The 13,268-nt window shown below is 70.5% G+C and carries 9 protein-coding genes; 5 read left to right on the top strand and 4 right to left on the bottom strand.

Annotation, left to right across the window (positions count from 1 at the left end):
* Positions 1 to 64: 64 nt before the first annotated feature.
* From FKO37_RS20585 to FKO37_RS20605, 5 genes are all read left to right on the top strand, one after another.
* Positions 65 to 3,379: a DUF885 family protein gene (locus tag FKO37_RS20585; RefSeq protein WP_037812399.1), complete on the top strand. Its 3,315-nt coding sequence runs from the start codon at positions 65 to 67 to the stop codon at positions 3,377 to 3,379.
* Positions 3,376 to 4,575 carry a fumarylacetoacetase gene (gene fahA / locus FKO37_RS20590; protein ID WP_051728905.1) on the top strand — a complete coding sequence of 400 codons (1,200 nt, stop codon included), beginning with the start codon at positions 3,376 to 3,378 and terminating at the stop codon, positions 4,573 to 4,575. The genes FKO37_RS20585 and fahA overlap by 4 nt, the downstream gene beginning before the upstream one ends.
* 84 nt (positions 4,576 to 4,659) lie before the next feature.
* Positions 4,660 to 5,700, top strand: a complete 1,041-nt coding sequence (locus FKO37_RS20595; protein ID WP_037812396.1) for an LLM class F420-dependent oxidoreductase — start codon at positions 4,660 to 4,662, stop codon at positions 5,698 to 5,700.
* Between the two features lie 159 nt (positions 5,701 to 5,859).
* On the top strand, positions 5,860 to 6,822 hold the full coding sequence (locus FKO37_RS20600; RefSeq protein ID WP_037812394.1) for a Ppx/GppA phosphatase family protein: 963 nt from the start codon (positions 5,860 to 5,862) through the stop codon (positions 6,820 to 6,822).
* Positions 6,823 to 6,863: 41 nt separating this feature from the next.
* Positions 6,864 to 7,067, top strand: a complete 204-nt coding sequence (locus tag FKO37_RS20605) for a hypothetical protein (protein WP_238605465.1) — start codon at positions 6,864 to 6,866, stop codon at positions 7,065 to 7,067.
* A 39-nt stretch (positions 7,068 to 7,106) separates the two neighbouring features.
* Here FKO37_RS20605 and FKO37_RS20610 read toward each other — a convergent pair whose 3' ends face one another.
* The 4 genes from FKO37_RS20610 to FKO37_RS20625 all read right to left on the bottom strand — a co-directional run bounded on the left by FKO37_RS20610 (position 7,107) and on the right by FKO37_RS20625 (position 13,266).
* Positions 7,107 to 9,476 (bottom strand): glycoside hydrolase family 65 protein, encoded by a 2,370-nt coding sequence (locus tag FKO37_RS20610; protein ID WP_043838518.1) that lies wholly within the window; start codon positions 9,474 to 9,476, stop codon positions 7,107 to 7,109.
* Positions 9,473 to 10,204 (bottom strand): HAD family phosphatase, encoded by a 732-nt coding sequence (locus FKO37_RS20615; protein ID WP_238605466.1) that lies wholly within the window; start codon positions 10,202 to 10,204, stop codon positions 9,473 to 9,475. The genes FKO37_RS20610 and FKO37_RS20615 overlap by 4 nt, the downstream gene beginning before the upstream one ends.
* Positions 10,205 to 10,574: 370 nt before the next feature.
* Complete coding sequence (locus FKO37_RS20620; protein ID WP_199817639.1) at positions 10,575 to 11,732, bottom strand: ROK family protein; 1,158 nt, start codon at positions 11,730 to 11,732, stop codon at positions 10,575 to 10,577.
* Positions 11,733 to 11,961: 229 nt separating this feature from the next.
* On the bottom strand, positions 11,962 to 13,266 hold the full coding sequence (locus tag FKO37_RS20625; RefSeq protein WP_134670145.1) for a carotenoid oxygenase family protein: 1,305 nt from the start codon (positions 13,264 to 13,266) through the stop codon (positions 11,962 to 11,964).
* Between the last annotated feature and the right edge of the window lie 2 nt (positions 13,267 to 13,268).

Below are 13,268 nucleotides of genomic sequence, written 5' to 3' on the forward strand. Positions count from 1 at the left end.
GCGCCCCTGTCTCGATTAGGGTCGGGAGCAGCACTCGCTCCGCCTACCCTGGGGGTCCACGCCGATGACCGTCGTTTCCGATCTCGCCGACGAACTCGTCGAGGTGTCGTTCGACCACGAGCCGCTCGACGCCGCCATTCTCGGCATCCGGCCGGACGCGCCGGGGCTCGGCGATCCGTCGGCCGCGGCGGAGGCGGCGCTGCGCGGGAAGCTCGCCGGGATCCGGGAGCGGGCCGAGGCGGTCGACCCGGCCGGGCTCGACGACGTCGACCGCGTCACCCGCGACGTCCTGCTCAGCTCCGTCGACGGCACCCTCGACCGGATGGACAGCCGGGTCGTCGACTTCACCGTCACCGACCTGTTCGTCGGGCCCGCTTCCGGGCTGCTGTCCGCGCTGCCGATGGTCACCGTCACCGCGGAAACCGCCGAGGTGCATCTCGGCAGGCTCCGCGAGATCCCGGAGTACCTCCGCGCCGTCGCGCAACGGCACCGCGACGGCATCGCCGCCGGGCTGCTGCCGATCGAACGCCTGGTCAAGGCCGCGATCGCGCACCTCGACCGCTACCTCGCCGAGCCCGAGAACGACCCGCTGCTGCGCCAGCCCGCCCCGGACGACGAGTTCGCCGCGCGCCGCAGGCAGATCCTCGAAGACGTCGCCCGGCCCGGCTTCCGCGAGTACCGCGACTTCCTCGAGGCCGAGGTCCTCCCGCACGGCCGTCCGGACGACAAGGCAGGCGTCTCCTGGCTTCCCGGCGGCGACGAGATCTACGCCCGTCTCGCCCGCACCCACACCACCAGCGACCGCACCCCGCAGGAGCTGCACGACACCGGCCTCGCGGTGATCGCCGGCCAGGTCGAGCAGTACCAGGCGCTCGGCGAGCGCGTGTTCGGCACGCGCGAGCTGCCTGAGATCTTCGAGCGGCTGCGCACCGACCCGAAGCTCCGCTGGACGAGCGCCGAGGACCTCCTCGAAACCGCCCGCACGGCCATCTCCCGCGCCGCGGCCGAGGCGCCGAACTGGTTCGGCAAGATCCCGGAGCACCCGTGGACCGTCGAGGCGGTGCCGGAGGACTCCGCGCCCGGCGCGCCCCCGGCGTACTACATGCCGCCCGCCGCGGACGGGTCCCGGCCGGGCGTCTACTTCGCGAACACCCACCAGGCCACCGAGCGGTTCCGGCACACCGCCGAGGTCATCGCGTTCCACGAGGCGATCCCGGGCCACCACTTCCAGCTCAGCACCGCGCTCGACCTCGCCGACCTGCCGCTGCTGCGCCGCATCGGCAACTTCACCGCGTACGCCGAGGGCTGGGGCCTCTACACCGAGCGCCTCGCCGACGAGATGGGCCTGTACTCCGACGACGTGTCGCTGCTCGGCATGCTGACGATGGAGTCCATGCGGGCCGGCCGGCTGGTCGTCGACACCGGCCTGCACGCGCTGGGCTGGAGCCGGCAGCAGGCGGTCGACTACCTGCTGGAGCACACGCCGATGGCGCAGGTCGAGATCGAATCGGAGGTCGACCGGTACCTCGGCTACCCGGGCCAGGCGCTCGCGTACCTGGTGGGGCGGCTGGAGATCGAGCGGTTGCGCAAGCAGGCCGAACAGCGGCTCGGCAGCCGCTTCGACGTCAAGGCCTTCCACGACACGGTCCTCTCCGGCGGCTCCCTGCCCCTGTCGGTGCTGGACGCCGTTGTCACCGAATGGGCCGCGGGCTACGGCGACACCGTCGTCGGTCTGGCGGACGAGCTGGTCGAACTGGACTTCGAGCGGGAACCGCTGGAGCGCACCGTCCTCGGCCTCCCCGGCGACCACACGAAGCTCGCCGACCCGAGCCTCGCCGCGGCCGAGCGCGACCGGGCCAAGTACGCCGCGATCGCCGAACGCGCCGACGCGATCGACCCGGCCGGGCTGACTCCGTCCGAGGTCATCACTCGCGAGGTGGTGCGCACGCACGCCCGCGGCGCGATCGACACGATCGACTCGCGGCTGTCCGGCTTCGCGGTGAGCGACGGGTTCAGCTCGCCCGCGCTGAACCTCATGACCATCCTTCCCGCGCTGGCCCCGGACGACGCGGACAAGGCACGCGACTACCTCACCCGGCTGGCGGCGATCGGCGGCTATCTGGACGCGGTGATCGAGGCGCAGCGGACGACCGTCGCGGACGGGTTCGCGCCGCCGGACTTCCTGGTGCGCATCGGGATCGAGTACGTCGAGCGGTACCTCGCGAACGAGGACGGCGACCCGTTCCGCGTCACGCCGTCGGTCGAGGTCGAGGGCTTCGCGGCGGAGTGCGACCGGCTGCTCGCCGAGGTCGTGCGGCCCGCGTACCGCCGCTACCGCGACTTCCTCGCCGAGGACGTGCTGCCGGTTTCGAAGACGGACAGCCAGCCGGGCATCAGCCACCTGCCGGGCGGGCTGGAGAAGTACCAGGGCCTGATCCGCGCGCACACCACCACGGACCGCACCGCGCAGGAACTGCACGACACCGGGCTGCGGCTGGGCGAGAAACTGGCCGAGGAGTACCGCGAACTGGGCTCCCGCGTGTTCGGCACCGGAGAGCTGCGGGAAATCTTCGACCGCCTCCGCACCGACCCGGAGCTGCGCTGGCGCGACGGCGAGGAACTGCTGGAAGGCGCTCGCACCGCGATCGCCCGGGCGGAAACCGTTGCGCCGCAATGGTTCTCCCGGGTGCCGGACGCGAAGTGCGCGGTCGAGCCGGTCCCGGAGGCGGACGCGGCGAGCGGCACCATCGCCTACTACCTCCAGGCCGCGTTCGACGGTTCCCGGCCCGGCACGTACTACGCGAACACTTACGAGGCGAGTTCGCGGCCGCGGTTCACCAGCGAGGGGATCGCGTTCCACGAGGCCGTTCCCGGGCACCACTTCCAGCTCACGTTCGCGCAGGAACTCACCGATCTGCCGCTGCTGCGCCGGATCGCGCCGTTCAACGCCTACATCGAGGGCTGGGGCCTGTACGCGGAGCGCCTCGCCGACGAGATGGGCCTGTACTCCGACGACGTCGCCCGCTTCGGCATGCTCGCCCAGGACTCGATGCGGGCCGGGCGGCTCGTCGTCGACACCGGTCTGCACGCGCTGGGCTGGACCCGGCAGCAGGCGGTCGACTACCTGGTCGAGCACACGCCGATGGCGAAGATGGAGATCGAGGCGGAGATCGACCGGTACGTCGCGAATCCGGGCCAGGCGCTCAGCTACATGGTGGGGCGGCTGGAAATCCAGCGCGTCCGCGCCGAGGCCGAACGGGCGCTGGGCGACCGGTTCGACATCCGCGCGTTCCACGACGTGATCCTGGGCAACGGGATTCTCCCGCTGTCCGCTTTGGACACCGTGGTCGGCGCGTGGATCGCGGAGGCGTCCGCGTGACCTGGCTCGACCTTCCGGCCGACACCCTCTTCGGCCTCGACAACCTGCCCTACGGCGTCTTCTCGCACGGCGAGCGGACCCGCCGGGCCGGCGTCGCGGTCGGGGACCAGGTGCTCGACCTGACCGCGGCGGCCGAGGGGGAGTCCTTCGGCCGCCTGCTCGGCGCGGGCGTGCTGAACCCGCTGCTCGCCGCCGGCCCGGACATCTGGGCCGATGTGCGGGCGCGGGTCCGCGAATGGCTCTCCGAACCGCGGCACGCCGACCGGATCCGGCCGCATCTGGTGCCCCGCAACGAAATCACGAGCCATCTGCCAGTAGAGGTCGCGGATTACGTCGACTTCTACTCCAGCGAACAGCACGCGATCAACGCCAGCCGGATCTTCACCGGCGGCGACGATCTGGTGCCGGCGAACTGGAAACACCTGCCGATCGGCTACCACGGCCGCGCGGGCACCGTCGTCGCGTCCGGCACGCCGGTGATCCGCCCGGCCGGGCAACGGAAACCGCGCAAGGCGACGCAACCGTCGTTCGGCGCGGCCAAGCGGCTCGACTTCGAGGCGGAGGTCGGCTTCGTCGTCGGCGTGGGATCGGAGCTGGGCGCGCCGGTGCCGATCGACGAGTTCCCCCGCCACGTCTTCGGTGTCTGCCTGGTCAACGACTGGTCGGCGCGCGATCTGCAGGGCTGGGAATCGCAGCCGCTCGGGCCGTTCCTCGGCAAATCGTTCGCCACGTCGATGTCGCCGTGGCTGGTTCCGCTGGCCGCGCTGAAGCACGCCCGCGTGCCGCAGCCCGCGCAGGACCCGGAGCCGTTCGAATACCTGCGCGCGGCCGAGCCGTGGAGCCTGGACCTGACGCTGGAAATCCGGATCAACGGACGGCTCGTGTCCAGTCCGCCGTTCGCCACGCAATACTGGACGGGCGCGCAGCAGTTCGCGCACCTCACCGTCAACGGCGCGAGCCTGCGCACCGGCGACCTGTACGCGTCCGGCACGGTCACCGGCCCGGCGAAGGACCAGCGCGGCTCGCTGCTGGAGCTGAGCTGGGGCGGGCGCGAACCGCTCGCGGTCGGCGAGGAGACCAGGACGTTCCTGGAGGACGGCGACGAGGTCGTCATCACCGCTTCCGCCCCAGGTCCAGGCGGTGCGCGGATCGGGTTCGGCGAGGTGCGCGGGACGGTGGCGCCCGCTGTGGTGTGACCCACGCCGTAGCGTCGTCACCCGGGCGGCCGCATAATGAGCAAACGCTTAGTCACAGTCGACCGGCACGGGAATGAGGGATCGATGAGGATCGGCACCGGCGTCAGCTACTCGGGCGGGTTCGCCGAAAGCGTCGCGGACATCGTGGAGCTGGAACGGGTCGGGCTCGACATCGTGTTCGTCCCCGAGGCCTACAGCTTCGACGCGGTGAGCCAGCTCGGCTTCCTCGCCGCGAAGACCGAGCGCGTCGGACTGATGTCGGGCATCTTCCAGATCTACACCCGCACGCCGAGCCTCACCGCGATGACCGCGGCCGGGCTGGACTTCGTGTCCGACGGCCGGTTCACTCTCGGCCTCGGCGCGTCCGGACCGCAGGTCATCGAGGGTTTCCACGGCGTGAAGTACGACGCGCCGATCGGCCGCACCCGCGAGATCATCGAGATCTGCCGCCAGGTGTGGAAGCGCGAGCGCGTCGTGCACGACGGCAAGCACTACACGATCCCGCTGCCCGCGGACCAGGGCACCGGGCTCGGCAAGCCGCTCAAGCTGATCAACCACCCGGTGCGCGAGCGGATCCCGGTCGTGCTCGCCGCGCTCGGGCCGAAGAACGTCGCGCTCGCCGCCGAGGTCGCCGAAGGCTGGCAGCCGATCTTCTTCCACCCGGAGAAGGCCGCCGACGTCTGGGGCGCTTCGCTCGCCGAGGGCAAGGCCAAGCGCGACCCGCAGCTGGGCGAGCTGGACGTGTTCGCCGCTCCGCCGCTGGCCATCGGCGACGACGTCGACCACCTGCTCGACTGGGTGCGCCCGGTGTTCGCGCTGTACATCGGCGGGATGGGCGCGCGCGGCAAGAACTTCTACAACACGCTGGCCTGCAACTACGGCTATGAGGCCGAGGCCAAGCAGATCCAGGACCTCTACCTCGACGGCAAGAAGGAAGAAGCCGCCGCGGCGGTCCCGACGGAGCTGCTGCGCGCCACGTCGCTGGTCGGTCCGGCGGGGTATGTGAAGGAGCGGCTGGCGGCGTTCAAGGAGGCCGGCGCGACGACCCTGGCGGTCAACCCGCTGCAGCCCGGACGCGAGGCGCGAGTGGCCGCCGTCGCCAAGCTGAAGGAGCTGCTCGGGTAGGTCCGCTATGATGCGGGCTACTGAGAGTGTGAAAAAACCGCACCTCAGGTCGATGCCGCCGTCGAAATGCCGTCAACTCCCCGCGCGGGACGCGAATTCGGGAGTAAGAACGGGTTCAACGGGGAATCCGGGCGGGGCGAAAGCGAGGTAGGCCGGGCTGTGCGCAGAATCGAAGGACCCGCTGCTGCGGTGCTGGACGTCGGGTCGTTCAGCGCCCGGCTTGTCGTGCTCGAACCCGGCGGATCCCCGATCGACCCGGCCTTGACGCACCAGACCCGGCTGCGGCTGGACCGCGAACTGGACGACGACGGACGGCTCAGCAAGTGCGGCATCGCCGCCATCGCCAAGGCCGTCTCGAACGGGATGGAATTCGCCCGCGAGCACGGCGTCGAAGACGTGTTTCCGCTGGCCACGTCGTCGATCCGGGACGCGGTCAACTCCCGCGACGCGGTCCGCGAGGTCGCTCGTGAGACCGGGGTCGAACTGCGGTTCCTCTCCGGCCGCCGCGAGGCGGAACTGACCTACGTCGGCGCGCGCCGCTGGTACGGCGCGTCCGGCGGCCCGCTGCTGGCGCTCGACATCGGCGGCGGCACGGTCGAGCTGTCCGCGGGAGCGGGCGAGCAGGCCACGTTCGCACGGTCGCTGCCGCTGGGCGCCCGGTCGGTTACGCGCGATTGGCTGCCCGCCGAACCGCCGGTGCGCAGCAAGCAAGTGCGTGCGCTGCGTGACCACGTGCTGGAGGAAGTCTCCGCCGCACTGGGCGACGTGAAGGACGAGCTGGCCGAACACCGGGTGGTCGGCTGCTCGAAGGTGCTGCGGCAGCTGGCGCGGCTGGCGGGCGACCGTCCGGGCAAGGCTCGCGAGCTGCACCTGGACGACGTGCGCGCGTGGATTCCGCGGCTGTCGGCGATGCCGTTCGCGCGGCGCGCGCAGCTGCCGGGGATTTCGCGGCAGCGGGCCCAGCAGGCGCTCGGCGGCGCGGTCGTCGCGGAGGCGCTGCTGACGGTCGCGGGCGGGAGCCTGTCGATCTGCCCGTGGTCGACCCGGGACGGGCTCCTGCTGACGCTGCTGGACCAGCTCACGGACGCGACCGGAAAGCAGCGCTCGCGTCCGGCCGCGTGAACTCCCTGGTGCGGGCGCGGTAAACCGGGTATCCCGGAGAGATGACCCCGCGCAGCGAATTCCATCCCCGCGACCGGTCCGAGGACGACGACGAGGAAGCGCCGTTCCCCGCGCGCCGCAAACGCGAGCTGCCGGACTCGGACGAGCTGCCCGGCGAGGTGGCGAACGCGCCGGGGCCGGATCTGAGCCCTTCCCGGACCGACGAGGTGCCGCGGGTGCCGGGCACGGACGAAACGCCGTCGTGAGCGGCAATCGCGGTTCTCTCCGCGATTGCCGCGCACGAGTCAGGCCCGGTCGAACTGCCGCACCTTCGACGGGTCCCGGCGCGCCGGGGCCCGGCCGATCGGCTGGACCGGCGCGGGGCCCGGGTCGAGCTTCGGGATCGGCAGTTCCACCGGCTCCTCGGTCACGGTGAACCGCTCTCCGTGGTGGAGCAGGTCGAGCGGCGGGCCGTTGAGCACCCGGTACGTCGCCGCGCCGGGACGGATCGACACCTGGAACCGCGTTTCCCGGAACGCGAGGCGGAAGGTGAGGCCGCCGAGCTCGTCCGGCAAGCGGGGCGCGAACGACAGCTGGCCGCCGTAGTCGCGGAAGCCGCCGAATCCGGCCACCGCGGCTTGCCAGGCGCCGGCCAGCGACGCCATGTGCAGGCCGTTGCGGACGTTGTTGTGCACGTCGTGCAGGTCGGTCAGCGCGGCTTCGGCGAGGTAGTCGTACGCCAGCTGCAGGTGCCCGACCTCGGCGGCGATGACGGCCTGCGTGCCCGCGGACAGCGAGGAGTCGCGGACCGTCCGTGCCTCGTAGTAGGCGAAGTCGCGGGCTTTTTCCTCCGGGCTGAACGAATCGCCGCAGAGGTGCAGGGCGAGCACGAGGTCGGCCTGCTTGACGACCTGCTTGCGGTAGAGGTCAAAATACGGGTAGTTCAGCAGCAGCGGGTAGAAATCCTCGTCGGTGGCGGCGAAATCCCACTCGTCGTGCTGCAGGAAGCCTTCCGACTGCGGGTGCACGCCGAGTTCCTGGTCGTACGGCAGCGCCATCGCGTCCGCCGCGGCGCGCCAGGAATCGATCTCCGGAGCGTCCACTTCGAACTGTTCGGCGACGTCCGGATGCCGCTGGCACACCTCAGCCGCGGCGAGCAGGTTCCGGCGCGCCATCAGGTTCGTGTAGACGTTGTTGTCCGCCACCGCGGAGTACTCGTCCGGCCCGGTGACGCCGTCGATGCGGAAGTGCCCGTGGTGGTCGAAATGCCCGAGGGACGCCCACAGCCGCGCGGTTTCCAGCAGCAGCTCCGCGCCGCAGGTGCGCTCGAAATGCTCGTCCTGGGTGGCGTTGACATAGCGCACGACGGCATCGGCGATGTCCGCGCTGACGTGGAACGCGGCGGTGCCGGCGGGCCAGTACGCGGAGCATTCGGCCCCGTTGATGGACCGCCACGGGAAAGCCGCGCCGCGCAACCCGAGCTGGGTCGCGCGTTCCTTGGCTTTGTCTATTGTGGAGTGTCGCCAGCCGAGTGCGTCGCGGGCGGCGTCCGGCATCGTGTACGTCAGCACCGGCAGCACGAAAGTCTCGCTGTCCCAGAACGCGTGCCCGTCGTATCCCGGTCCGGTGAGGCCTTTTCCGGCGATAGCGCGGGTTTCGCCGCGGGCACCGGCCTGCAGCAGGTGGAAGAGCGCGAACCGGACGGCCTGCTGGAGTTCCGGGTCGCCGTCGATTTCGATGTCCGACGTGGCCCAGAAATCGTCCAGGAACTGGCGCTGCTCGGCGGCGAGCCCCTTCCAGCCGGTCTGCCTCGCGCCCGCGAGCGCGGCTTCGACCTGCGCCCGCAACGCCGGTGCGGAGCGTTGCGCGGACCACCCGTAGGCGAGGAATTTGGTGACCCGCAGCCGTCCGCCCTTGGGCACGTCGACCGCGGCGGTGAGCCGGGCGAGGTCCTCCTCGGCGTGGATGCGCGTGCGCAGGCCGTCGTCCACCTCGATTTTGTGGTCCATCGCGGCGGCGACCCGCAGCCCGGACATCCGGGTCTGGTGCACCAGCACGGCCTGGTAGCCCGCGGCGTGGCTGAACTCGCCGACCAGCGGCGCGTCGAGCGCGGCGGCGACGCGCGGATCGTGCGTGTCGGACTCGACCGGCTCGTTGGCCAGCAGGTCGGACTGCACGACGAGCTGCAAATCCTCGTCCAGCGGTTCGACCTCGTAGCGGATCGCGGCGACTGCGCGCTGGGTGAAGGAAACCAGCCGTTCGGTGGTCACCCGCACCCGCCGGCCGGTGGGCGAGGACCATTCGGTGACGCGCCGCAGCGTGCCGCGGCGGAAATCGAGCACACGGTCGTGCGCGGTCGCGATGCCGTAGCGCATGTCCAGCGGCTCGTCCTCGACCAGCAGCCGGATGATCTTGCCGTCGGTCACGTTGACGACGGTCTGGCCTTCCTCCGGATAGCCGTAACCGCCCTCGGCGTAAGGGAGTTCGTGCTGTTCGTAGAAGCCGTTGAGGTACGTACCGGGCAGCCCGCGCGGTTCGCCTTCCTCAAGCGTGCCGCGCAGTCCGATGTGTCCGTTCGACACCGCGAAGGCGGATTCGGTGCGCTGCAACGCATCCACGTCGAGCCCGCGCCAGCGCAGCTCCCACGGAGCGCATTCGTAACCGGATTCCGTCACTTGTCCTCCAGCAGGTCGGCGAGGTCTTCCACCACGACGTCGGCGCCGTGCGCGCGCAAGGCGTCAGCCTGGTTTTCCCGGTTCACGCCCACGACGTAACCGAAACCGCCGGCTTTGCCTGCTTGGACGCCGGATTGTGCGTCCTCGAACACCGCGGCCTGCTTCGGGTCCACGCCGAGTTCCTTGGCGCCGGCGAGGAACGAGTCGGGTGCGGGCTTGCCTTTGAGGTGGTCACGGCGGATGACCAGGCCGTCTACGCGGGCTTCCACGAAGCGGGACAGGTCTGCTGCGTCGAGGACTTTCGCGCCGTTCGCGGAGGAGGTCACTACGGCGATCCTGAGTCCGGCTTGCTTGGCGGCTTCGAGGTAGCGGACGGAGCCCGGGTAGGGGTTTACGCCGCGTTCGTCGATGATCTTCAGGACTAACTCGTTTTTGCGGTTGCCGATGCCGTTCACGGTCGGGGCGTCGACGGGGTCGTCCGGGGTGCCTTCGGGGAGGTCGATTCCGCGGGAGCGGAGGAATTCCCGGACGCCGTCGGCCCTCGGGCGGCCGTCTACGTAGGTGGCGTAGTCGGCGTCGGTGAATTCCTGGAAGTTCGCGGTGTCGCGGGTGCGGAGGTATTCGTCGAACGTCCGTTTCCACGCCTCGCGGTGGAGCACGGCCGTCCCGGTCAGTACGCCGTCCAGGTCGAAGAGGCAGGCGGTGATGGTGTCGGGCAGTCCGATCATGCCTGCAAGGTACCGGTCTCCGGCTTTGTTCGCGGGTTCCTGGGGGTGGGTGGGTCTCGTCGCCTGGGGGCGACATTGGCCCGTTGGTTGCGTGGGGCACCCCGAAGCTTGATTGTGCTGACGGGCGGTGGGTGCTTGTCAAGGCGGGAAAGATGCCTTGACAAGCACCCACCGCCCGCAGGGAGGCTTCGTATCGGGGTGCGGGGGAGGGGCTGGGTGCCTCGCTCGTGGGTGCATCGGCTGCGGTTTGGGTGGGGGCTAGCGCCCCAATGTGGCATTGGGTGCGTGGGATGCACCCAATGTGGCGTTCGGTGCGTCTGACGCACCCAATGCCACATTGGGGCGGCATCCCGGTGGCTGCGGCGGAATGCTAGGCGGCGCCTACTCGGCGGTCGAAGACCAGGCGTTCCGCTGCGCGTAAGCCGACGCTGATTGCGCCGGTTAGTACGCCGTCGTCGCCTAGTTCGCCTTGTACCACTGTGGTGGTCAGGGGGGTGAAGGCGCGGAGTGCTCGGTCGATGGGTTCCAGCAGGAGGTCTGCTGCCGTTCCTACGCCGCCGCCCAGGACGATGAGTTCTGGGTCGATTACTGCGGCTACCGAAGCGACTGTGTAGGCGAGGCGGTCCGCTTCCGCGGAGACTGCGCGTTGGGCCAGTTCGTCGCCTTCGCGGGCTAGGCGGAAGACTTCGCGGGCGGATCGTGCTGTGCCCAAGCCTAGTTCTCGTGCGCCGCGGACTACCGACTGTGCGGCGGTGGCTTCTTCCAGGTGTCCGCGCGCGGGTGGTTCGGCTGGTTCGTCGGCGACGCGGGTGCGGCCGTAGGGGAGGTAGCCGATTTCGCCTGCGGCGCCGGTGGCGCCCCGGAAGACTCGGCCGTCGACCATCAGGCCCATGCCTACGCCGGTGCCGATGGTGATGCAGCCGACTACCGATGCTCCGCGGGCGGCGCCGCTTTCCCATTCGCCGACGGCGGTGAGGTTCGCGTCGTTTTCCACCACCAGTTCCGGGCCCAGGACCTGCTCCAGGTCGTCGAGCAAGCCCGGGCGGCCCCAGCCGGGCAAGTTCGGGGCGTGCCGGAAACAGCGTTTCACCGGGTCCGCGACGCCGGGGGAGCCCAGTACGCGGACCACGATGTCGTCGTTGGTCAGGCCCGCCTCGGCCACGATGTCGGCGGCCAGTTTGCCCAGTGCGGAGATCAGTGCGCTGCCGGAGCGGGCCGTGTTGCGCACGTCGCGCCGGGCGACCGTGGTGCGGCCCAGGTCGGCGACCGCGACCCGGATGTGCTCGCGGCCGATGTCCAGGCCCAGCACGTACCCCGCGGTCGGGTCCGCCTCGTAGAGCACCGCCGAACGGCCGGTGCCGGTGGACGTGTGCCCGGTCGCGCGGGCGAGCCCGGCGGCCTCCAGCGCCAGCAGCGCCTGGCTCACCGTGGGCTTCGACAGCCCGGTGTCCTTCGCCACCTGCGGCCGCGTCGCGGGCCCGCCGCGGCGCAGCAGGTCGAGCACCGCCCGCTGGTTGATCATGCGCATCCCGGCCGGGGTGCCGACCGGTGGTGTACCCGACCCTGCCACCTGCTGAGTTTCCTTCCCGTTCGGACTTCCGTCCTGCCACGGTAACCGGATTCGCCCCGCTTTGGCAGGAAAGTTTCTTTTCTTCCGGCTCGGGAGGGCAGGCGGGAGGTCTTGCCCGACGATACGGGCTCGGCGGGCAAGACCCGGGGACGGCACGCGGAGTGTGCCGTCCGCTGATCGAGGCGGATCAGGCGTCGGGCAGCCAGTTGCCGTGGAACCCGGCGGGCACGCGGCCGGGCAGGTGGACCGTCGCGACCGGATCGGCTTCGAGGTCCTGTGCGTCGAGCACGACCAGATCGCTGCGGTCGTTGGGGCCGTCGTAGACGTAGGCGAGCAGCCAGCCCGCGCCGTCCGGACGGTCGTCCGCCGGTACGAAAACCGCTTCGCCCGGGATGTGCCCTTCCGGGAACAGGTGCTCGCGCGACGCGTTCGTGTGCAGGTCGTACCGGCGCAGCACGAGCGGGCCTTCCGGGCTGTGCCATCCGGTGACGTGGCCGAAGCGAGCGTCGAGCCCGGCGAGCCGGTCGTCGATGCGGGGGAACTCGCCGTCTCGGTCGTCGAGCAGATCCTCGGCGACGGTGCCCGCGCGCGGGTCGATCGTCCACCGCCACAGCACGCCCTTCGGATTCGGGACGTCCGGCTTGGACAGATGCCCGTACCGCACGACGTGCACCACGATCCGGCCGTCGGCGGTGTCGTGCGCGTTGAGGGTGTGGAAGACGTAGCACGGGTCGATTTCGAACCAGCGCACGCCGTCCTCCGGCCGGTCGCGGCTGAGCAGGCCGAGCCGCGCGCCGTACGTGTCGCTCCAGCGGTACGGGATCCCGCCGTCGGTCGCGTGGTCGAACACCACCGGGAGGTCGAAGAACACCACGTGCCGCCGGGTGAGCGCGAAGTCGTGCATCATCGTCAGCCCGGGAACGTCGATCGGCTGCTGCACCACGAGTTCCCCGGCGGCGTCGGCACGGTAGTAGCTCACGTGCGGGGCGGTGATGCTGCCGTAGCCGAAGAAATGCAGTTCGCCGGTTTCCGGGCAGATCTTGGGATGCGCGGTCATCGCATCGGCCAGCTTGCCGCCGAAATCGTAGACGCCGACAGTGTCGAGATCCGTGGTGATTTCGTACGGCAGCGAGGATTCCACGAGCGCGAGCGTGCGTCCCGCGTGGTTGACGACGTGGGTGTTGGCGACGCTCCACCGGAGATTCCGGGTTCCGTCGGCGTTGTAGAGCGCCGGATCCGGAAGATCGAAGCTTTCGGTGCGCACCCAGCGATTGCGATACCAAGCGGCGCGGCCGTTTTCCAGCCGCACGCCGTGCACCATTCCGTCGCCGGTGAACCAATGCGCGCTGTCCTGGCGCGGATTCGGCCCGTTGCGCAGATACCAGCCGGTGAGTTCCGGCGGCAGCGCACCGGTGACCGGCAGGTCGTAGGCGGTGAGTTCATCGTGGACCGGGGCGTAGTGGCCCTTGAGGTGGAAATCGGTGGTGGTCATGG

Source organism: Amycolatopsis sp. Poz14, from assembly GCF_006704225.1.
GTDB classification, from domain to species: Bacteria; Actinomycetota; Actinomycetes; order Mycobacteriales; family Pseudonocardiaceae; genus Amycolatopsis; species Amycolatopsis nivea.